Origin of the sequence: Streptomyces sp. NPDC006510, assembly GCF_040611955.1 — a bacterium.
Lineage (GTDB): Bacteria > Actinomycetota > Actinomycetes > Streptomycetales > Streptomycetaceae > Streptomyces.
In genome coordinates this window covers 5,550-26,025 of record NZ_JBEXPH010000055.1, presented here as the reverse complement: position 1 = coordinate 26,025, position 20,476 = coordinate 5,550, and the positions used below count along the sequence as shown (strand labels likewise).

Annotated in this window: 14 protein-coding genes, 2 tRNA genes, 1 pseudogene and 1 riboswitch; of the genes and pseudogenes, 6 read left to right on the top strand and 11 right to left on the bottom strand. The window is 70.7% G+C overall.

All coding sequences use genetic code 11. The features are described 5' to 3' along the window. The first annotated feature begins 144 nt into the window (after window positions 1–144). From ABZY11_RS18700 to ABZY11_RS18685, 4 genes are all read left to right on the top strand, one after another. The gene (locus ABZY11_RS18700; RefSeq protein ID WP_356480171.1) at window positions 145–1,932 is read left to right on the top strand and encodes a sporulation protein; all 1,788 of its coding nucleotides are present in this window, start codon (window positions 145–147) and stop codon (window positions 1,930–1,932) included. Window positions 1,933–2,046: 114 nt separating this feature from the next. After that, window positions 2,047–3,303: an L-2-hydroxyglutarate oxidase gene (gene lhgO, locus ABZY11_RS18695; RefSeq protein WP_356480170.1), complete on the top strand. Its 1,257-nt coding sequence runs from the start codon at window positions 2,047–2,049 to the stop codon at window positions 3,301–3,303. Further along, window positions 3,296–4,177 carry a tRNA (guanosine(46)-N7)-methyltransferase TrmB gene (gene trmB, locus ABZY11_RS18690; protein ID WP_356480169.1) on the top strand — a complete coding sequence of 294 codons (882 nt, stop codon included), beginning with the start codon at window positions 3,296–3,298 and terminating at the stop codon, window positions 4,175–4,177. Before lhgO ends, trmB begins: the two co-directional genes overlap by 8 nt. A 72-nt stretch (window positions 4,178–4,249) precedes the next feature. Beyond that, entirely contained in the window at window positions 4,250–5,746 is a 1,497-nt protein-coding gene (locus ABZY11_RS18685; protein WP_356480168.1) for a PrsW family intramembrane metalloprotease, read from the top strand. Between the two features lie 232 nt (window positions 5,747–5,978). On the opposite strand, the gene ABZY11_RS18680 is transcribed toward ABZY11_RS18685, so the two are convergent. From ABZY11_RS18680 to ABZY11_RS18655, 6 genes are all read right to left on the bottom strand, one after another. Continuing rightward, window positions 5,979–6,923 carry an aldo/keto reductase gene (locus ABZY11_RS18680; protein WP_356480167.1) on the bottom strand — a complete coding sequence of 315 codons (945 nt, stop codon included), beginning with the start codon at window positions 6,921–6,923 and terminating at the stop codon, window positions 5,979–5,981. Window positions 6,924–7,158: 235 nt separating this feature from the next. Next, window positions 7,159–8,301 carry a M23 family metallopeptidase gene (locus ABZY11_RS18675; RefSeq protein ID WP_356480166.1) on the bottom strand — a complete coding sequence of 381 codons (1,143 nt, stop codon included), beginning with the start codon at window positions 8,299–8,301 and terminating at the stop codon, window positions 7,159–7,161. Window positions 8,302–8,312: 11 nt separating this feature from the next. Beyond that, a riboswitch (cyclic di-AMP (ydaO/yuaA leader) is annotated at window positions 8,313–8,465 on the bottom strand. Window positions 8,466–8,743: 278 nt separating this feature from the next. Further along, the gene (locus tag ABZY11_RS18670; RefSeq protein WP_356480165.1) at window positions 8,744–9,904 is read right to left on the bottom strand and encodes a PP2C family protein-serine/threonine phosphatase; all 1,161 of its coding nucleotides are present in this window, start codon (window positions 9,902–9,904) and stop codon (window positions 8,744–8,746) included. A gap of 229 nt (window positions 9,905–10,133) precedes the next feature. After that, window positions 10,134–10,207: transfer RNA gene (locus ABZY11_RS18665), tRNA-Met, on the bottom strand. A 101-nt stretch (window positions 10,208–10,308) separates the two neighbouring features. Next, a complete protein-coding gene (locus ABZY11_RS18660; RefSeq protein ID WP_356480164.1) occupies window positions 10,309–11,520 on the bottom strand; it encodes an SPFH domain-containing protein in 1,212 nt (403 codons plus the stop codon). A 53-nt stretch (window positions 11,521–11,573) separates the two neighbouring features. Continuing rightward, window positions 11,574–11,795 (bottom strand): hypothetical protein, encoded by a 222-nt coding sequence (locus ABZY11_RS18655; protein ID WP_356480163.1) that lies wholly within the window; start codon window positions 11,793–11,795, stop codon window positions 11,574–11,576. Window positions 11,796–12,055: 260 nt separating this feature from the next. Between ABZY11_RS18655 and ABZY11_RS18650 the strand changes: the two genes are divergently transcribed. Together ABZY11_RS18650 and ABZY11_RS18645 are read left to right on the top strand one after the other, a co-directional pair. Further along, window positions 12,056–12,475: an SHOCT domain-containing protein gene (locus ABZY11_RS18650; RefSeq protein ID WP_356480162.1), complete on the top strand. Its 420-nt coding sequence runs from the start codon at window positions 12,056–12,058 to the stop codon at window positions 12,473–12,475. Window positions 12,476–12,693: 218 nt separating this feature from the next. Then, entirely contained in the window at window positions 12,694–14,082 is a 1,389-nt protein-coding gene (locus ABZY11_RS18645; protein ID WP_356480161.1) for an FAD-binding oxidoreductase, read from the top strand. Between the two features lie 111 nt (window positions 14,083–14,193). On the opposite strand, the gene ABZY11_RS18640 is transcribed toward ABZY11_RS18645, so the two are convergent. The 5 genes and pseudogenes from ABZY11_RS18640 to ABZY11_RS18620 all read right to left on the bottom strand — a co-directional run. After that, window positions 14,194–14,266, bottom strand: a tRNA-Lys gene (locus tag ABZY11_RS18640). Window positions 14,267–14,357: 91 nt separating this feature from the next. Continuing rightward, window positions 14,358–15,878 (bottom strand): amino acid permease, encoded by a 1,521-nt coding sequence (locus tag ABZY11_RS18635; protein ID WP_356480160.1) that lies wholly within the window; start codon window positions 15,876–15,878, stop codon window positions 14,358–14,360. A 126-nt stretch (window positions 15,879–16,004) separates the two neighbouring features. Then, window positions 16,005–17,558: an FG-GAP-like repeat-containing protein gene (locus ABZY11_RS18630; protein ID WP_356480159.1), complete on the bottom strand. Its 1,554-nt coding sequence runs from the start codon at window positions 17,556–17,558 to the stop codon at window positions 16,005–16,007. A gap of 17 nt (window positions 17,559–17,575) precedes the next feature. Then, window positions 17,576–19,714: an FG-GAP-like repeat-containing protein gene (locus ABZY11_RS18625; protein ID WP_356480158.1), complete on the bottom strand. Its 2,139-nt coding sequence runs from the start codon at window positions 19,712–19,714 to the stop codon at window positions 17,576–17,578. A gap of 250 nt (window positions 19,715–19,964) precedes the next feature. After that, window positions 19,965–20,476, bottom strand: a pseudogene (locus tag ABZY11_RS18620) (RNA helicase); the annotation flags it as partial.

Sequence of the window (20,476 nt, the reverse complement as noted above, 5' to 3'; positions counted from 1 at the left end):
TCTCTGCAGGAGGCATATTCCTCGGGGCTCGGCCGCATGCGTGTGCGGCCGGAGTGCCGGGGCTCGTCGCTGGGGAGGACACGGTACGAATGCCGCGCGCCGCAACGGTGACGCGGCGGCCGTCTGTGTGTCGAGGGGTGGCGCATGTCCAGGGAGCAACGAGGACCGAACGAGAAGCTCGGAACCGTTCTCGCCCTCGCGGGAATCAGCAACGCCGGGCTCGCCCGGCGGGTCAATGACCTCGGGGCGCAGCGCGGTCTGACACTTCGGTACGACAAGACCTCGGTGGCCCGGTGGGTCTCCAAGGGCATGGTGCCGCAGGGCGCCGCGCCCCATCTCATCGCCGCGGCGATCGGCGCCAAGCTCGGCCGGCCGGTCCCGCTGCACGAGATCGGGCTCGCGGACGCCGACCCGGCGCCGGAGGTCGGGCTGGCCTTCCCGCGCGCCGTGAGCGAGGCGGTCCGTTCGGCGACCGAGCTGTACCGGCTGGATCTGGCCGGGCGGAGGGCGGGCAGCGGCGGGATCTGGCAGTCGCTCGCGGGCTCGTTCTCGGTGAGCGCGTACGCGACGCCCGCGTCCCGCTGGCTGATATCCCCCGCCGACGCGACGGTGGCGCGGGACGCGACAGCGGCCGAGGCGCCCGCCTTCGACCCCCAGGGCGCACGGGGCGCACACAGCGGTGCAGGGGCGCAGAGCCCGCCGGGCAAGGCGGCGAAGAGCACGGAGACGACAACCGGAGCGCAGCCGGTATCCGGGGCTCAGCCGACATCCGGGGCGCAGCCGAGACCCGGCGTCCAGACCGCGCTGACCGCACAGGCGGCCCGGACAGCGCTCGGAACGCTGGGAGCACTCGGCACGCGGCAGGCACCCGCCATCCCCGCCCAGCCGCGCCCCGAAGCCGCGTCGGCATCGGCATCGGCGTCCTCCACCACTTCTGTCACCACTTCTGTCACCACTCCCGTCACCACCCCCGTCACCGCTCCTGTCGCCACGATCACCAGCGACATCTCCCCGCTGCGGGTCGGCCACAGCGATGTCTCCAAGCTGCGGGAGGCGGCCCAGGACGCCCGCCGCTGGGACTCCAAGTACGGCGGCGGGGACTGGCGTTCCTCCATGGTTCCCGAGTGCTTACGGGTCGACGCCGCACCTCTGCTGCTCGGTTCGTACAGCGACGAAGTCGGCCGGGCACTCTTCGGCGCCGCGGCCGAACTGACCAGGCTCGCCGGGTGGATGGCCTTCGACACCGGTCAGCAGGAGGCCGCGCAGCGCTACTACATCCAGGCGCTGAGACTCGCGCGGGCCGCAGCCGACGTACCCCTCGGCGGCTACGTCCTCGCGTCGATGTCGCTCCAGGCGACCTACCGCGGCTTCGCCGACGAGGGGATCGACCTCGCGCAGGCCGCCGTCGAGCGCAACCGGGGCCTCGCCACGGCCCGCACCATGAGCTTCTTCCGCCTGGTGGAGGCGCGTGCCCATGCCAAGGCGAACGACGCGTCCGCCGCGGGATCCGCGCTGAAGGCCGCCGAGGGCTGGCTGGAGCGCTCCAGGGACGCCGACGCGGACCCGTCCTGGCTGGGCTTCTACTCGTACGACAGGTTCGCGGCCGATGCCGCGGAGTGCCACCTCGATCTGAAGGCGCCCCGGCAGGTGCGGCGCTTCACCGAGCAGGCGCTGTCCAGGCCCACCGAGGAGTTCGTCCGCTCGCACGGGCTGCGGCTCGTGGTGTCGGCGGTGGCCGAGCTGGAGTCGGGCAATCTGGACGCGGCCTGTGCCGCGGGCACCCGGGCGGTCGAGGTGGCGGGCCGCATCTCCTCGGCGCGCACCACGGAGTACGTACGGGATCTGCTGCACCGGCTCGAACCGTACGGGCACGAGCCGCGCGTCGCCGAGCTGCGTGAGCGGGCCAGGCCGCTCCTGGTGGCGCCGGCGTAAACGGAATCCGACGTGCCACGAGCCGGGCCGTAAAGATTCGGCGCCACGCTGGGCCGCACTGGTTTGAGTGCGTTGTCAGTGGGTCAGTGCACTATCGGGGTGGGAGGTGGCGTGATGATGACGCACGCGGCGTACGACTGCGATGTGCTGGTGATCGGCGGCGGGATCGTCGGGCTGTCGACGGCATATGCGATCACACGCACCGCTCCGGGCACCCGGGTGACGGTCCTGGAGAAGGAGTGGGGCCCGGCCCGGCACCAGACCGGGCGCAACAGCGGAGTGATCCACAGCGGCATCTATTACCGCCCCGGCTCGCTCAAGGCTCGCTACGCGGTGCGCGGCGCCGCCGAAATGGTCGACTTCTGCGCCGAGCACGGCATCGCGCACGCGGTGACCGGCAAGCTGATCGTCGCGACCGAGCGGTCCGAGCTGCCCCGACTGCACGCCCTGGTCCAGCGCGGCCGGCAGCACGGGCTGCCGGTGCGCGAGCTGGGCCCCGCCCAGATCACGGAGTACGAACCCCAGGTGAGCGGCCTCGCCGCGATCCGGGTCGGGTCGACCGGGGTGTGCGACTTCGGAGCGGTCGCGGCCCGGTTCGCCGCCGAGGTGAGCAGGGCCGGCGGGGTGATCCGTTACGGGGCGGAGGTCACCGCGATCGACCGGCGCCCCTGGGGCGTGGCGGTGCGGACGGCGGACGGCCCGGTGGTGCGGGCCCGGGTGCTGGTCAACTGCGCGGGACTCCACTGCGACCGGGTGGCACGGCTCGCGGGCGACGACCCGGGGATGCGGATCGTGCCCTTCCGGGGGGAGTACTACGAGCTGGCGCGGCCGGAGCTGGTGCGCAGCCTGGTCTATCCGGTGCCCGATCCGGCGTTCCCGTTCCTCGGGGTCCATCTGACCCGGGGCCACGACGGCAGCGTCCACGTCGGGCCGAACGCGGTGCCGGCCCTGGCGCGCGAGGGGTACGGCTGGCCGGTCGTACGCCCGCGCGAGCTGGCGGACACCCTTGCTTGGCCCGGCACCTGGCAGATCGCACGCAGACACTGGCGGTACGGGGCGGGCGAGGTGCGCCGTTCGCTGTCGAAGCACGCGTTCACCCAGGCCGTGCGGCGGCTGCTGCCCGAGGTGACGGAGGCCGATCTGAGGCCGGCCCCGGCGGGGGTCAGGGCCCAGGCCGTGCTGCGGGACGGCACCCTGGTGGACGACTTCCTGATCCGCGAGGCCCCGCACACCGTCCACGTACTGAACGCTCCGTCGCCCGCCGCGACGGCCTCGCTGCCCATCGGGCGGGAGGTGGCACGCAGGGCGCTGCTCCGGGCACGGGAGACGGGGTGGAGGCCGCCCGCCGTAGAATCGGGGCATTGTGTCTGAGCCCATGAACCCCTCCGAGAGCTCCTCCGAGATCGTCTCCGAGGGCTCCTTCGAGAACGTCTCCGAGAATCTCTCCTCGTCCGCTGCCGACGCTGCCGGGATTCCGGACGACCTCCGCGCCGCTTCCTTCGAGCGGCAGCGCAGGCTGCGCCAGGAGCCGCGCTTCCCGGGCGGGCCCGCCATCGACCCGGCCGGTTCGCACCACGAACGCCGGATCCGCAGCTTCCAGCCGCGCCGCAGCCGCGTCACGCCCGGCCAGGAGGACGCCCTGCTGCGGCTCTGGCCCAAGTGGGGCCTGGACATCGACGGGCAGCGCGTCCTCGACCTGCCCGAGCTGTTCGACGGGCTCCCGACCGTGCTGGAGATCGGCTTCGGGATGGGCGAGGCGACCGCGCAGATGGCCGCCGACGACCCGGGCACGGGCATCCTCGCCGTCGATGTGCACACCCCGGGCCAGGGCAATCTGCTCGGCCTCGCGGAACGGAACGGCCTGTCCAACATCCGGGTGGCCAACGGCGACGCGATCATCCTGCTGCGCGAGATGCTCAAGCCGGACTCGCTGGACGGGCTGCGGGTGTACTTCCCCGACCCATGGCCGAAGAAGCGCCATCACAAGCGGCGGCTGATCCAGCCGGAGTTCCTCGATCTGGTGGCGCAGCGGCTGAAGCCGGGGGCAGTGATCCACTGCGCGACCGACTGGGAGCCGTACGCCGAGCAGATGCTGGAGGTGCTGACCGCGCACCCCCTCTTCGAGAACACCCGGGCGGACGGTGGCTACGCGCCCCGGCCCGCGTTCCGGCCGCTGACCCGGTTCGAGGGGCAGGGCCTGGACAAGGGCCATGTCGTGCACGACCTGCTCTTCGCCCGCCGCTGAGAGCTGCCGCTCCCTGCCCGGCCGGGCGCCCCATGGTCAGGTGTCAGTGCTGCTGGTTAGGGTCATTGGGTGGTGTCCGACGGGTCTGTCCAGCAGCGGCAGTCGCAACCGGCCGTCCCGCTCCTCAAGGAGCAGCGGGTCGGCGAGATCCTGGCTGCCGTGCCGGAGCGCAGGCACTGGCGCTACCGGCCGCGCCGCGTCGGCATGGTGTGGCGCAGCCGGACGTTCCGCATCGCGGCCGTGTTCACGGTGCTCGCGCTCTGTGGCCTGGCAATCCTGGCCCTGGTCCGCGACCAGACGGGCACTCAGGGTTTTCTCGTCGGCCTCGGGCTCGCCGTGCTGCCCGTGCCGCTGCTGATGGCGGCGTTCCGCTGGCTGGACCGGGTCGATCCGGGCCCCTGGCGCAATGTGCTGTTCGCCTTCGCCTGGGGTGCGTTCGCCGCCGCACTGGTCGCGATCCTCGCGAATTCGTTCGCGACCCGCTGGATAGCCACCGCCACCGCCGACCCGTCGAACGCCGACACCCTCGGTGCCACGGTCATAGCCCCGGTCGTCGAGGAGAGTGCCAAGGCCGCCGCGGTCCTGCTGATCTTCCTGTTCCGAAGACGGGAGTTCACCGGGATCGTCGACGGCGTCGTGATCGCGGGCATCACCGCGAGCGGCTTCGCCTTCACGGAGAACATCCTCTACCTCGGCAACGCCTTCGGCGAGGATCAGCAGATCGGTACCTCGGGCGTCGTGTCGGTGACGGCCGCGACGTTCTTCGTACGGGCGGTGATGTCGCCGTTCGCGCATCCGCTCTTCACGGTGCTGACCGGCATAGGTTTCGGGCTCGCCGCGGCCGGTGCGCGGCGCCGGCGGATCCGCCGCATCGTGCTGCCGCTGCTGGGGCTCGTGCTCGCCATGGGCATGCACGCGCTGTGGAACGGGTCGGCGGTCTTCAGCCCGTGGGGCTTCTACGCCGTGTACGGGGTGTTCATGGTGCCGGTCTTCGGCCTGGTGACCTGGCTGGCGATCTGGTCGCGCCAGCGGGAGCTTCGCATGCTCTCCGCCGAGCTGCCCGGCTACGCGGCGGCCGGCTGGCTGACCCCGGCGGAGCCGCTCGCCCTCGCGTCGATGCGGGCCCGCGGCCTGGCCCGCGACGCGGCCCGCCGACGGTACGCCGTCGAGGCCGTTGGGAGCCGGCAGAGCCCGTACGGCCCCGCATCCAGGCCCTCCGCTCAGGCGAAAGCCTCGGCGAAGGCCCACGGGAAGGCGGCTGCGCGGGCCGTCGCCGAGTACGAGTCGTTCGCGACCTCACTGGCCTCGCTGCGTCTGCGGGCCCGCCGCGGGGCGGCCGGCCCGGACTTCGCCGAACGCGAGCTGGAGCTGCTGCACCACCTCTGGCAACGCAGAGAGGTGGCCGCCCCCGCCCTGACCTACGCGGCCCAGGCAACGGGCCGCCTGCGCCCCTCGTACCCACCGCCCCCGTGGGCGGCCCCGGCGCCGCACCCGCAGTACGGCGCCGGCTACAACCCGTACATGCTGCCGCCCCGGCAGTCGACCTGGCACGGGCCGGTTCAGCACTGAGGGCTTCGGCGCACCGCGTCCACGAAACCGTCGAACAGTTCCTTCTGCGGCCGCAGACTCCGGACACCGGGGCTGTGGCCGGAGCCGTCGAAGAAGCCGAACGGCCGCCCATGGCGACGGTGAGACCTCTGCCGCATTCAGCGCGAATGCCCCAAGAGCGTTGCGCTCTCGGGGCATTCGTTGCGCATGAGCCTCCGCCGCACGCTCAGTAGCGGTGCGCTCCGCGTGCGCGTCAGGCGGATGCCTCGGTGAGTTCGGCCAGCTCCTGCTCGGTCAGCGAGAGGTCCGCGACGGCCAGCAGCGCGGGCAGCTGCTCGACCGTGCGGGCCGAGGCGATCGGGGCGGCCACGGTCGGCCGGGAGGCGAGCCAGGCCAGCGCGACGGTCGCGATCTCCGCATCGTGCTCCTGGGCGACCTTGTCCAGGGCGGCCAGGACCTTCTGTCCCCGCTCCGAGTCCCGGTACTTGCTGACGCTCTCGGCCCGCGCGCTCTCCACCGTGGCGCCCGGACGGTACTTGCCGGTGAGGAAGCCGGAAGCCAGGGCGAAGTACGGCACGGCGGCGAGCCCGGCGCGGGCGGCCGTGTCCTGGAGTTCGCCCTCGTACGTGTCGCGGGAGACCAGGTTGTAGTGCGGCTGCAGGGCGACGTAGCGGGCCAGCCCCTCGCGCTCCGAGAAGTCCAGGGAGGCCTGGAGCCGCTCGGGGCTGATGTTGGAGGCGGCGATCTCCCGGACCTTGCCCTCCTTCACCAGCTGGTCGAGGGCGGTGATGATGTCCTCGACCGGGACGGTCTCGTCATCGAAGTGCGTGTAGTAGAGATCGATGCGGTCGGTGCCGAGCCGACGCAGCGACGCCTCGGCCGCGGCCTTGATGTTGACGGGCGCGAGCCCCCGGTACGAGGGGTGGGTGGAGACCTTGGTGGCGACGACGATGTCGGCGCGGTCGGAGCGGGAGGCCAGCCACTTGCCGATGACCGTCTCCGACTCCCCGCCCTCGTTGCCCGGAACCCAGGCGGAGTAGCCGTCGGCGGTGTCGATGAAGTTGCCTCCGGCCGCGGCGTAGGCGTCCAGCACGGCGAACGACTGCGCCTCGTCGGCGGTCCAGCCGAAGACGTTGCCGCCGAGAGCGAGCGGGAAGACCTGAAGGTCGGAAGGGCCCAGCCTGCGAAGAGAAGTCATAAGTGGATCAACGAATTCCGGCGGGCCCGCTATTCCAGGTGCTCGCCGTTTTCCCCACCGCCGGCTCTCCCCCACCGGCCGCTCTTCCTCGCTGCCCTCTGCCCCACCGCCCGCTCTTCCCCACCGCTCACAACAGACCGGCAGCCCTGACGTCGGGGGGTGAGCGTCAGGACTGCCGGGGTTCGTCGGCCGGCGAACCGGCTCGGATCAAGAGGCCCGCGGGGCGGGCGTCGCCTCAGGGGTTGAGGCCCTTGCCGCGGAGCCAGGCCATCGGGTCGATGCCCGTGCCGTCGGCGGTGTGGACCTCCATGTGGAGGTGCGGTCCCGTCACGTTGCCGGTCGCGCCGACCCGGCCGATGGTGTCACCGGTGCTGACCTTCTGGCCGACGCTGACACCGATCGAGGACTGGTGGCAGAACCACAGCTCCGTGCCGTCGTCGAGTTCCAGCACCGTGCGGTAGCCGTACGCACCGGACCAGCCGGCCGACTTGACCGTGGCGCCGTGCACGGCCTTGATCGGGGTGCCGGTCGGGGCCGCGAAGTCGAGGCCGGTGTGGTAGCCGGAGGACCACATCGAGCCGGCCTGGCCGAAGGTCGAGGTGATCGTGTACGAGGAGGTCGGGATGGCGTAGCTGGCGGCGAGCTTGGCGAGCCGCAGGGCCTCCGCCTTCTTCTTGGCCTCCTCCTCCGCCTTCTTCTTCTCGGCGGCGGCCTTGGCCTTGGCCTCGTCCTGCTGCTTCTCGGCCTCGGCGGCGGCCTTCTCGGCGGCTTCCTTCTCCTGGGTCGCCTTGGCCTCGGCCGCGGCGGCGTCCTGCTGCTGCTCGGCCTGCTGGAGGATGCGGGCGCGGAGCGCCTCGCCCGCATCCGTCGTGCCCTGCTCGGCCTCGGCGGTGGTGATGCCGGCGGTGGTCAGCGGGGCGGTGGCGGCCGCGACCTCGGTCTTGTCCGTCTCGGACTCGTCGGAGAACAAGGAGCCCACGCCGGGAAGGGACTTGGCGTCGGGGAGGTTGTCCGCGATGGAGTCGGGCACGGAGATGGAGACCGGCGGCTTGCTCTGCGCGGTGGCCATGCCGCCCGCGCCGACCGCCGCGATGACGCCGACACCCAGCACCGTGGAGCTGCGGGCGAGTCCGTTGCGCTGCTTGGCGACGCGGTGCTTGCCGCGCACCGGGCGGACGGACTCCTCGGTGGGGTTCCACTCGTCCCAGCCGCGGTCGGACTCGCCGTTGCCGTCGGCGCGGAAGTCGCTGCCGAACTCACCGGTGAATTCGCCGGTGAAGTCGCCGCCGGGCTCGGTGCCGAAGTCGGCTCCGTAACCGGTGCCGTAGTCGGGATTGAACCGAGACGGGGCCTCGGGGGCAGGCTTGTTGGACGCCACGGGGGCGCACTCCTTTCCTTCCTTCTCGCCTACCGGGTTAGCTGACGGGTTCGGAGCAGGAAGGTCTCCTACGGGCCCCTCCGCCTCTCACGAGACACAGGTGTCCGATTCACCCCATGTAGGTGGTTCCCCGGTTCCCTTGCGGAATTCGGCGCTCGCGCACGGTGCCGCCACTGACGACGGCTGGGACGACCGCGCTGCGTTATCGAACGTTAATAGACACCGGGGTCGTATTCCAAGCCGTTCCCACTGATCGTTCACGTCTTTGGCCTGGACTTTACGGGGCAAAAGCGGGCGGAATCGGATGAGTTGACCGACCCTCAGCCACTACCCCGTTTCTGATGTTGCGTCAAATGTTATGCGGAGCGACGCCCTTCGGTTACGCACGGTGGCATCGCACCCGTCGCACCCCCGCACCGCACCCCCGCACCGCACCCGCCCCTCACGCCTCCTCAGCACCGACGATCCGCACGGTCCTCCGCCGGTCCGGCTGCCCCTCCGCGGGACGTGCGACCGCGAGCAACGCCATGTCGTCGGTCGTCTCGCCACCCGTGTGCAGGCGCACGTCGTCGGTCAGCGCGGACAGCAGTTCCTCGGGCCCCGGAAAGATCCGCCCGCGCAACCGGGCCGCCGGATCGTAGAAGACCCCCTCGGCGTTCCGCGCCTCGGAGAGGCCGTCCGTGTAGAGGAGCAGGGTCGTACCGGCCGACAGGTCCCACTCGTCCGTGTGCTCCTGCCACACCCCCAGGCCCATCCCGAGCGGCAGCGCGGGCACGGAGGGCTTCAGCACCTCCAGCGCCCCGCCCGGGTGCAGCAGGATCGGCTCGGGGTGACCGCGGTTGACGATCCGCACCCGGGCCAGCCCGGGCGGGATCTCGGCCAGCACGGCGGTGATGAAGCCCTCCAGCGCGTCGAGCCCGCCCCGCCGCGCCTCCTCCCGTGCCAGCGCCCGCTCCAGCCGCCCCGCCACCCCCTCCAGCGAGGGTTCCTGCTCGGCCGCCTCACGGAACGCCCCGATGACCACCGCCACCGTCTCCACGGCGTCGAGCCCCTTCCCCCGTACGTCCCCGACCACCAGCCGCACCCCCTGCGGGGTGTCCGCCACGGCGAACAGGTCGCCGCCGACGAACTCGTCCGCCTGCGCAGCCTCGTACCGCGCCGCGACATGCAGTCCGCCGGTCCGGTCGGCCGGCTGCGGCAGTACCGCGCGCATGGCCGTCTCCGCGACGAAGCGCGCGGAGGCCAGCTGCTCGTTGCCGCGCCGCACGACCCCGTTGATCACGACCGCGAGGACCGAGACGGTGGCCAGGGTGAGCAGCTCGATCAACGGCACGACGTCCGGCAACGTGCTGCTGTACAGCCGCAGCGCGATGACGGCCAGCATCGAGGCGATACCGGTGCGGATGGTGCTGGCCAGCGAGAAGAACGGGGCGGCGATCAGCGGAGCGGCCACGAACAACGGAATGGCGGTGAAGGTCGGCGGGGTGAGGAGGTCGAACACCAGCCCGCCGAGAATCATCAGGGCGGGCAGGGTGCGCACGAACGACCGGGTACGGGCCCCGCCCCCGGCCTGCCTGCCACGCCGCTTCTCCCGCTTCCACACCTGTGGTCTCCTGCCCGGTACGCGCGCGGCTGCGGACGGTACCGCGCCCCACCCCAGGCTCACCGGAGCGGAACGCGGCGGCGACTCCTCGTCGGCCAATGGGGGGACACATGTGGTGTGGCTCACGTACCGCCCAGACCCGGCCGCTGCCCCGGCCGCTGCGCGCGGGCCACGGACCGAACGATTCAGACCCGGCACGCTGTATGCGTGCCGGGCCTGAATTCTTCAGTAGCGGGGACAGGATTTGAACCTGCGACCTCTGGGTTATGAGCCCAGCGAGCTACCGAGCTGCTCCACCCCGCGTCGGTGAACACAACTCTACGGCATGTCCGGCGCTCTTTTGACCACTCGGGTTCTCCCGGCCTTCACCCCCGACCTTCGCCCCGGCCGTCACCCCTGCCGCATCAGGACGGATTCGTCTCGGAGATACGGGGAGCGGAAGTGGCCTTCCCATGGACCGCCGGCGGCTTCACCGGGTTCGCGCCCCGCTGCAACGAGTGGAGGATCGCCAGCCCCTGGCCGACGACGCCCGCCGCCATCTCGTTGACACCATTGGTGCCGTTGAGAACGGTGAGGTCGGCGCCGGACATGCCGCGGGCGGCCGCGTCGGCCAGGGCGGGCAGGTTCTCCACGATGCGGTTGGCCGCGATGAGCTCCTGGTTGCCGTCACGCAGTGAAGCGGCGCGCACACTGTTGGCGTCGGCCTGCGCCTGGGCGAGGGTCCGCTCGGTGTACGCGTCGCCGTCGGCCTCGAACTTCACCCGGTCACGGGCCGCCTCCGCCAGGGTGCGCTGCCGGTAGGCCTCGGCGTCCGCCGGACGCCGTACCTCCGCCTCCAGCCGCTGCGCGGCGAGCGAGGCCTGCCGCTCGGCCAGCGCGGTCTGCTCCTCGATGACCTCCTGCGAAGCCCTTGCCTGAGCGAGCGGCCCGGCCTGCGCGGCGCGGGCGTTGTACTGCTCGGTCTCGGCGAGGAAGCCGGCCCGCTTGATCGCGGTGTCACGTTCGTACTCCGCCTTGAGCGCGGAGGCCTGCTGCTCGCGCTGGCTGGCTTCCTGGTCGGCCTTGGCCTCGGCGATCCGGGCCTGGCTGGCGACCGCGGCGGCGTGCGGGGCGGCGAGGTTCTTGATGTAGCCGGTGGCGTCGTCGATCTCCTGGATCTGGAGGGCGTCCACGACGATGCCGAGCTTCTCCATCTCGCCGTGGCTGCCCGCGATGACCTCCTGGGAGACCCGGTTGCGCTCGCGGATGATCTGCTCCACGGTCAGCCCGCCGACGATGGAACGCAGGTGCCCTGCGAAGATCCGCCCGACGAGTTCCTCCATCTGCTCCTGCTCGGTCAGGAAGCGGCGGGCCGCGTTGGCGATGGACACGGCGTCGTCGCCGACCTTGAAGACCGCCACGGCCCGGACGTTGAGGCGGATGCCCTGCTGCGTCACGCAGTCCTCGGTGATCTCCGCCTCGCGCAGCGCCAGGGAGAGCATGCGCGCCTTCTGCTTCACCGGGAGCACGAAACTGCCGTGCCCGGTGACGATCCGGAACTGGGTGTCCAGCGTCTGCCCCTTGGAACCGGAGATGAGCATCGCCTCGTTGGGGGCGGGAACGTGCCAGAAGAACATCGGAAGACTCCTGCCGTACGTCACTGCTTCCGTGTGTAGGTCACTGCTTCGGCTCAGGACGGCAGGCGTTCCACGATCACGCCGCGCGCCGAGACCGCGTCGACGACAACGACGCGCACGTCCCTGTCGATCGACGTCGCCGACCATGCGGTGTAGGCCTCGGACCCACCCCGTACGGCCACCAGTACTTCGCCCGGCCCATCGGACGGAATCGGCACGGTGACACGGCCGATCGCCCCGACCGGGCTCCGGGCGGACTCATCTGCCCTGTGCATGCGCCCTCGCGAGCGTCCGTTCGTATGCCTGCTCACGCCGCTTCTCACGCGATGTCCCGCACCGCTTCATGGACACGAGTCAACCCCGCCTCCTGGAGGTCCGCGCCTCCTCGACACTTCCACGGTACTCCGCACCCGCCCCCGTGGAACGGCCCCGAAGGACGCCGGGCGAACAACGAGCGAGGGCAAATATGGGGTGATATGACTGAAATATCATTTGCCTGCCGCCGCGATCAACTCGCGCTGACCGGGAGCGAACCATGGACGACTACCCGTTGCTCGACCTCTTCTGGACCATGCTCTGGTTCTTCCTCTGGATCATGTGGCTGTTCCTGCTGTTCAAGGTCATCTCGGACATCTTCCGCAGCCACGACCTCGGCGGCTGGGGCAAGGCCGGCTGGCTGATCGTCACGCTGCTGCTGCCGTACGTCGGCGTCCTGGTGTACGTGATCGTGCGCGGCAAATCCATGTCCAAGCGGGACATCAAGGAGGCCCAGGAGCGTGACGCGGCCTTCAAGGCCTACGTACGGGAAGCCGCCGGCACCTCCGAAGCGGGCGGCGCCGACGCCACGAAGAAGGCGAGCCACGTCGACGAACTGACGAAGCTCGCCGAGCTCAAGGACCGGGGCGCCATCACGGAGGAGGAGTACCAGCAGGCGAAGGCGAAGATCCTCGCCTGATCCACGGCGCGTATGTCTCCCTCCACACCGTCCGGCGAACTGGCGGGGCGCCAGGACCGCGGGGAAGCTTGAGGAGACATCAGCCACGGTGGCCGTTTCCGCCCGCGCGGTTCTCGGGGGCCTGAGCCACGGCGTACAGCTGCTCGCACCGACGACCCGACAGGGGAGGCCGAGCGGGGTGCGGTCCCCATCTCGACGCGCGAGGAGATGGCCCGGCCATGAACGGCACCACGCTCGAAACCCTGGACGCGATGCGGATCGCGCTGCGCGGTCCCGTCATCGGGCCGCAGGACCCGGAGTACCGCCGGGCCCGCACGGTCTACAACGCCATGATCGACAAGCGCCCGGCGGCGGTGGTGCGGTGCACCGACGCGGCGGACGTCATGGCCGCCGTCGATTTCGTCCGGGACGAGGGCCTCGCGCTCGCGGTCCGCGGCGGCGGGCACAGCGGTGCGGGTCTGTGTCTGGTGGACGACGCCGTCACCATCGACCTCTCGCCCATGCGCTGGGCACACATCGACCCCGGCGCACGGACGGCCACGGTCGGCGGCGGCTCCACGCTCGGCGACCTCGACCACGCCGCCCACGCGTTCGGGCTGGCCACCCCCTCCGGAATCCAGTCGTCCACCGGCGTCGGCGGCCTCGCCCTGGGCGGCGGCCACGGCTACCTCACCCGCAGATACGGCCTGACGATCGACAACCTGCTGGCCGCGGACGTGGTCCTGGCGGACGGCACCTCGGTGACGGCGGACGGCACCACCCACCCCGACCTGTTCTGGGCGCTGCGCGGCGGCGGCGGCAACTTCGGCGTCGTCACCTCCTTCACCTTCCGGATGCACCCGGTGGACACGGTGGGCGTCGCCATCACGGTCTGGCCGGTCGACCGGATCCATGACGTACTGCGCTGGTACCGGGACTTCCTGCCGCAGGCTCCCGAGGACCTCAACGGCTTCTTCGCCGCCCTCACCGTGCCGCCCGGTCCGCCGTTCCCGGAGGAGATCCACGGTCAGAAGATGTGCGGTGTGGTGTGGTGCTGGACGGGCGACCCCGACCTCCTCGAAGCCACCCTCAAGCCCGTCGAGGACCCCGGACCACCCGCCTTCCACTTCACTGCTCCGATGCCGTACACCGCCCTGCAGTCCATGTTCGACGAACTGCTCCCCTCCGGTCTCCAGTGGTACTGGCGCGGCAACTTCTTCGACCGGATCACCGACGACGCCATCGGCATACACGCCAAGTACGCCGAGAACCTCCCCACCGACCTGTCGACCACGCACCTGTACCCGATCGACGCGGCCGCCCACCGGCTCGGCCCCGACGACACGGCCTGGGCCTACCGGGACGCGGTCTGGTCTGGCGTCATCGCGGGCATCGACCCGGACCCGGACAACGCCGAGAAGATCAGGCAGTGGTGCGTCGACTACTGGGAGGAGCTGCACCCGCACTCCATGGGCGGTACGTACGTGAATTTCATCGGCACGGGCGAGACCCCGGACCGGATACGCGCCACCTACCGCGACCACTACGACCGCCTCGCGGCCGTCAAGCGGACCTACGACCCGCACAACTTCTTCCACGCCAACCAGAACATCGAACCGGCGGCCTGATCCTGCGGCCCGTCAGCGCCGGGGCCGAAAACGACGAAGCGCCCCGGCCGGCCGGAACCGGACGAGGCGCCTGGCAGTGGGCCGGAGAAGCTTCCCCGCCCCCGCCATACGTAGGCCGTGTGGGACTCGAACCCACAACCAACGGATTAAAAGTCCGCTGCTCTGCCAATTGAGCTAACGGCCCTCGGCGAATCACCCCTGAGCATAGCCCGCCGGGGCCCGGCCGCCGATCGGGTATCGGTTACCGGGCCCCGTCGCGGTGAATTCCCGGGGCGTCAGAGGGGTTCGTCCGGGGTGATCGTGCGCTTGTGATCCGGTTTGAGGAACCAGTGCCTCGCCGAGGCCAGCCACCATGTCGCCGCGAAGCCCAGGACCACCAGCACCGCGACGGGTGCGTAGTTGAACGTCTCCCAGGTGACCGGCGAGACCTGCGGCAGCATGAAGAGCACCGTGATGATCACGACCCAGGCCACCGCCACGATGCCGATCGGGCGGGACCAGCGGCCCAGGTGCCAGGGGCCCGGGGTGAAGTCGCCGCCCCGGAGCAGTCGGAGCAGTGTGGGGATGACGTAGGCGATGTAGAGGCCGATCACCGCGATCGAGGTCACGGCCGCGTACGCCGTGACGTTGATCAGATAGGGGAGGCCCAGCACGAGGGCGCCGGCGGCGGCGAGCCAGACCGCGGCGACGGGGGTGCGGGTGCGTGGGCTGACCGTGTGCCAGACGCGGGAGAAGGGCAGGGCCCCGTCGCGCGAGAAGGCGTAGATCATGCGGCTGTTGGCGGTCACGGACGCCATGCCGCAGAAGAGCTGGGCGCCGATCACGATCAGCAGCAGGAGCTTGCCGGTGGTGGCGCCGAGGGCGTCCAGGAGGATCTGGGCGGGCGGGGCGCCGGTCGGCGACTTCAGTGCTCCGTCGTACGACTGGATGGCGAAGGTGAAGCCTAGGAGCAGGACGAAGCCCGCGATCCAGGAGGTCCAGATCGACCGGACGATGCCCCGCGGGCCGGCCGTCGCCGCGTCGTGGGTCTCCTCCGTCATATGGGCGGAGGCGTCGTAGCCGGTGAAGGTGTACTGCGCCATCAACAGGCCGATCATCACGACGTAGAAACCGCTGCCCCAGCCCGTGTTGTTCACGAACTCGGTGAAGACGAACGACGCCGACCGGTGCGAGTCCGGTACGAAGGTCAGGGCGCCGACGATGACGGCGACGCCGATGACGTGCCACCAGACGCTCACGCTGTTCAGCAGCGCGACGATCCGTACGCCGAAGGTGTTGAGCAGGCCGTGCAGCAGCAGGATCGCGGCGAAGAGCAGGATCGTACGGGTGGGGGTGACCCCGAAGTCGAACTGGAGGTTCAGGTACGCGCCCAGGAAGGACGCCGCCCCGAAGTCGATCCCGGCGGTGACGGCGACCTGGCCGAGGACGTTGAACCAGCCCGTGAACCAGGCCCAGGCCGCGGCCGAGCGCGGCGGGGCCAGCCGGTGGGCCCAGAAGTAGAGACCGGCGGAGGTCGGGTACGCCGAACAGATCTCGGCCATCGCCAGGCCGACGAACAGCGTCATCAGGCCGACTCCGACCCAGCCCCAGGAGATGACAGCGGGGCCGCCGGTGTTCATGCCGAAGAGGTAGAGCGTGAGGCAGCCGGAGAGCACCGAGATGATCGTGAACGAGACGGCGTAGTTGGAGAATGCGGACATGCGCCGGGCCAGCGTCTGCGTGTACCCGAGCTGCGCGAGGCGCTCCTCGTCGGAAACGCCCGGTGGTGGTCGGTCCTCGCCCGTGTCGGTTGTCATGCACCCAGCGATTCCCTCGCGTCGGTGCACACATGCGGTCGCCGGGGTCACGACTGGGAAAACGTGCCCCGGCAGCGGAAGAGGGCACGGCCCGCAGGCCACGCCCTCCATGAGCCCCGGGGTCGCTCAGGTGATCTTCGTGTACTTCTTCCAGCGGGTGTCGGCCAGCTTCCGCGGCGCCGAGAAACCCCCGGTGTGGTTCGCGTTGTAGAGGTACACCGCACCCCCCGGCGTCCGCGCGAGGATGTCCTGCCGCCCGTTGTGGTCCATGTCCCCACTGCCGACGATCACGTTGTACTTGCCCCAGCCCGAGCCGATCTTCGTACGTGGCGCGAAGCCGCCCTTGCCGTTGCCCCGGTAGAGCCAGAGCACCCCGTCCCCGTCCCGCGCCACGATGTCCGCGCGTCCGTCGCCCGACAGGTCGCCGCGTCCGGCGATGGCGGTGTAGCTCTTCCAGGTGGTGACCTTCGTACGGCCCGCCAGGGAGCCGTCGCTCTTGCCGCGGTGGAGCCAGATCACGCCCGAGGCGTCACGGGCGAGGATGTCGGGAAGGCCGTCTCCGCTGAGGTCGCGGGTGGCCACGATCCGGTTGTACTTGGACCAACCGGTGCCCAGTTTCACCTTCGGGGCGTCGCCGACCTCGCTGCGGCTCATCGGGCTGGGGATGCGGTAGAGCGTGCCGCCCGGCGTACGGGCGAGCAGGTCGCCCTTGCCGTCGCCGCCCAGGTCGCCCAGCTCGGTCATGAAGTCGAAGTCGTCGTCCCAGTCCAGCATCGAGCCCATGCCGTCGACGTAGCAGCCGTCGAGCCTGCCCTGCTGGTCCGTCGCGCAGAGGTCGATGAGGTCGCTGGGCTCCCGCGCCAGGACCGAACCGCTGATCCGTTCGTCGAGGTCGACGTCGCGGGTCCAGTCGACGATCGTGGCCCGGTAGGAGGAGATCCGGGTGTAGAGGCGTACCCCGCCCGTCACACAGCCGGTGGCCCTGGTGGCCGAGACGGCGATGAGCTTGCCGCCACCGACGAGCGCCCCGCCCGCGTCCCCGAAGCACTGGTCCTCGTCCGCGATCGGGGGCGTGCCCGGGGCCGGTACCGTGCAGAGCGTGCCGCCCGGCAGCGTGCGGCCGAGCAGTTCGGCGCAGGACGCCGACGACTTGAGCACCACCTGTTCGCTGTGGCGGACCCGCGGGGCGTCGACCAGATCCAGCCCCGACCACGAGTAGAACGTCGCCTTGGCACCCGCGGCGTACAGCGCCGTGTCGGCGGACGACGCGAGCACCGGCTTGCCGTACGAGGCCGGCGTCGCCCTGATCGCCACCGAGACCGCTCCCCGGCGGGTGGCCGCGTCGTACGTCGGGTGACTTCGGTAGCGCGGATCACTGCTGCCGCTGGACAGTTGACCGCTCGACAGGTTGTGGTCCCACTCCATGTCCGCGTGGCTGCGGCCGGTGAAGCAGTCGGGCGTGGCCAGGGTCCGGGTCCTGGACAGCGTGATGCCGGTGCAGGCCCGGTGGGAGCCGTCGGCGTCGTCGGAGTAGTGGAGCGGGATCAGCCATGAGGGGACCGTCGTGGCCGCCTGCGCCTGCGGCGCGGAGCCCAACAGTCCGGCGAGCACGGCTCCGGCCGCGGCCACGGTGGTCAGCATCCGGCCCGCACCCGGCACCGTCCGTCTTCTCGTACGCATCGCACGTCCCGTTCGCATCAGAAGACCCCCTTGTAGCCCTGCCAGCCGGTCGCGATCTTCGTCCGTGAGCCGAACGAGCCCTTGCCGTTGCCGTTGTTGCGGAAGAGGTTGCCCGAGCTGTCCCGCTCGACCAGGTCGGCCTTCCCGTCACCGGTGATGTCGCCCACCCCGACGATGGTGTTGTACGAGGTGCCCCACGCGGCGAAGACCTTCACGCGCTCCTTCAGCTTTCCGCTCGCGGTGCCGTCGTAGCGGTAGAGCGTGCCGTCCTTGTGGTGCGCGAGCACATCGCCGTACCCGTCGCCGTTGAGGTCACCGGCACCGACGATCTTCGTGTAGCCGGTCCAGGACGAACGGATCTTCACCCCGGCCCTCAGCTTGCCCTGGCCGTCGTTGGCGAAGAGGTAGACGTCACTGGTCGACGCCTTGCGCGCGAGCAGGTCGGATCGGCCGTCACCGGTCAGATCACCGGGCACGGTCAGGACGTTGTACGCGTTCCAGCCGGTGCCCAAGGAGGTGTGGCTGCTGTTCGGCGTGTACGGGGCGCCGCACTTCCCGGCGTACCGGCGCAGCTCCCCGCCCGGCATCCGTACGAGCATCTCGGCGCACCGGTCGCTGCCCATGTCCCCGAACGGGACCGCCACCGTGCCCTTGGGCCAGCCGGAGCCGGAGCGCTTCCAGTCGAGCTTCCCCTTGCCCTCGGTGTAGTGCAGGGTCAGCTCGCCGGCCGAGTTGAGCGTGACCAGCTCGCCGAAGTCGAGGCCGCCCTGGTCGTGGTGGCCCTGGAGGCCGCCGGAGACCGCGATCTTCCCGCTCGTGGTGTACGTGCCGTCGCCCTCGGCCGCCCTGGCGGTCAGTGTCCAGGTGTGGTCCTCGTTGAACGGGTGGCCGCCCGCGTCGGTCCTGCCGTCCCAGGCGACGTCGGCCTCGGCGCCCGGCCCCCCGGACAAGGTGCGGACCGTACGACCATGAGCGTCCTTCACGACGAAGGTCCAGGTCACGGGCCTGTTCAGCTGCCAGGTACTCTCCCATCTCTGGCCGCCGCTGGTGTCCTTGAGATCGATGTACCCGGCGTTGAGATCCGACTCGATCTTCGCCAGGGGCTGCGCGGGTACTCCGCTCGCCACGATCCGGATCGCCTTGTCCGGGCCTACGTACGCGATGTCGCCGCCGAACTTGTCCACGGCCCAGCTCAGCCGGCGCTGGTCGGCGGTGTTGCCCGCGGGAAGGTCCGCGATCTCCCGGGGTGGTGCGGCCTTCCCGGTGTGGAAGTCGGTGAGCACCAGCTTCCCGGCGGTGCGGTCGTGCCGGACGAGATAGCCGTCGCCGACGAGCGCGGCGCCGGACGGCACGGTGAAGCTCTGCTTCGCCGTACGGTCGTACACACCGGCGACGCCGCTCGTACCGCAGTTCCAGTAGATCCAGCGGCCGACGGTCTGAAGTTCCTTGATCACGCACGGGGCGCCGGTGGCGGCGGTGGCGACGACCTTCTTCTGTTCGAGGTCGGTCGCGGTGATCGCTCCGGCGGTCGAACTCGCCGTCCACAGCGCCGACCCCCATACCGAGGCGGCGGTGATGGGCCGGGTCGTCCGCACATCCGTCCTGCGGTATTCGTCCACGGCGTCGATGTACTGCTTGCCGGTCGATGCCGCGTTGTAGACGAAATATCGTCCGGTCGCGTCCACGAACCGACCGCCGGTCACAGCGGGTTCGTCGGAGCTGTGGAAACTGTTCGCCGTCAGCCAGATCTGGGCACGTTCCTGGCCGTTGTCGACGAAGAAGCGGCCCACATGGCCGTTGCCGGTGGCGCGCAGCGGTACGCAGGAACCGGCGTCGCACGGCACACGCTTGACATGCGCACCGGTCGCGTAGGTGTCGGCGTATCCCATCGAGGTGGGAGCGCCCACCGTCGAACCGTCCGCGGCGACCTGACGGGCAAACACGAACTGCGGTCCGCTCGGGGCGATTTCCACGGTGCTCAGCACTCCACCGGCGAAGTCGATGCCCCAGACCCCACCGGTCTGCACCGGGGTCGGCGTATCCGCCGCGACGGCGCTCCGCACCGTGCCGAGACCGGTGGCGACCACGGTGAGAGCGGCCAGCGCGGCGATACGGCGCCGGGCGCCACGACCGCGTGGAGAAGCAAGGCGAGCCAAAGGGTCAGTCCTCCCCGAAATGCCCGAAAGGCATGAAGGGCACAGGTGATCAACGGCAGCCTGCCGCAAAGGAATCGCGCACAACCCACAGCGCTCGCAAAGCCCCCCGGCCGTGCCCCTGTGCAAGTCGCCGGATGTTAGCAGCGGTTACTCATGTGGGGGAAGTGAAAAGAAAAGCGGGCCCACTCGTAAAGAGCGGGCCCGCTTTCCGCAGACCTTTCAGCGGACCTTCAGCAGGTCCTCACCGCAGTCAGCCGTTGCGCTTCCAGCGCGGCTTGTCGTCGCGGCGGCCGAAGGAACCGGTGTTGGTGCCGGTGCCCCGGTGGTCGTCGCGGCGGCCGGTCGGACGGTCGCCGCCACCGGAGCGGAAGCCGCCGGAGGGGCGGTCGTCGCGACGGTCGCGGTTGAACGGACGGTCGCTGCCACCGGAGCGGAAGCCGCCGGAGGGGCGGTCGTCACGACGGTCGCGGTTGAACGACGGGCGGTCGTTGTCGCGGCGGTCGAAGGAGCGGCCGCCACGGTCGTCACGACGGTCGTTGGAGCGGAAGCCGCCCGACGGACGGTCGTCCCGACGGTCGCGGTTGAAGGACGGGCGGTCGTTGTCACGGCGGAAGCCGCCGGACGGACGGTCGTCACGACGCTGGAAACCACCACGGTCACCACCGCGGTCGTCCCGACGGTCGCGGTTGAAGGACGGGCGGTCGTTGTCACGGCGGAAGCCGCCGGACGGACGGTCGTCACGACGCTGGAAACCACCACGGG

Excerpts from the sequence above, each read along its gene's own strand:
- ABZY11_RS18650 (WP_356480162.1), top strand. The coding sequence starts at position 12,056 with ATGGACGACTACCCGTTGCTCGACCTCTTCTGGACCATGCTCTGGTTC.
- ABZY11_RS18680 (WP_356480167.1), bottom strand. The coding sequence starts at position 6,923 with ATGACTTCTCTTCGCAGGCTGGGCCCTTCCGACCTTCAGGTCTTCCCG.
- ABZY11_RS18645 (WP_356480161.1), top strand. The coding sequence starts at position 12,694 with ATGAACGGCACCACGCTCGAAACCCTGGACGCGATGCGGATCGCGCTG.
- ABZY11_RS18660 (WP_356480164.1), bottom strand. The coding sequence starts at position 11,520 with ATGTTCTTCTGGCACGTTCCCGCCCCCAACGAGGCGATGCTCATCTCC.
- ABZY11_RS18655 (WP_356480163.1), bottom strand. The coding sequence starts at position 11,795 with ATGCACAGGGCAGATGAGTCCGCCCGGAGCCCGGTCGGGGCGATCGGC.
- ABZY11_RS18700 (WP_356480171.1), top strand. The coding sequence starts at position 145 with ATGTCCAGGGAGCAACGAGGACCGAACGAGAAGCTCGGAACCGTTCTC.
- ABZY11_RS18630 (WP_356480159.1), bottom strand. The coding sequence starts at position 17,558 with ATGCGTACGAGAAGACGGACGGTGCCGGGTGCGGGCCGGATGCTGACC.
- lhgO (WP_356480170.1), top strand. The coding sequence starts at position 2,047 with ATGATGACGCACGCGGCGTACGACTGCGATGTGCTGGTGATCGGCGGC.
- ABZY11_RS18635 (WP_356480160.1), bottom strand. The coding sequence starts at position 15,878 with ATGACAACCGACACGGGCGAGGACCGACCACCACCGGGCGTTTCCGAC.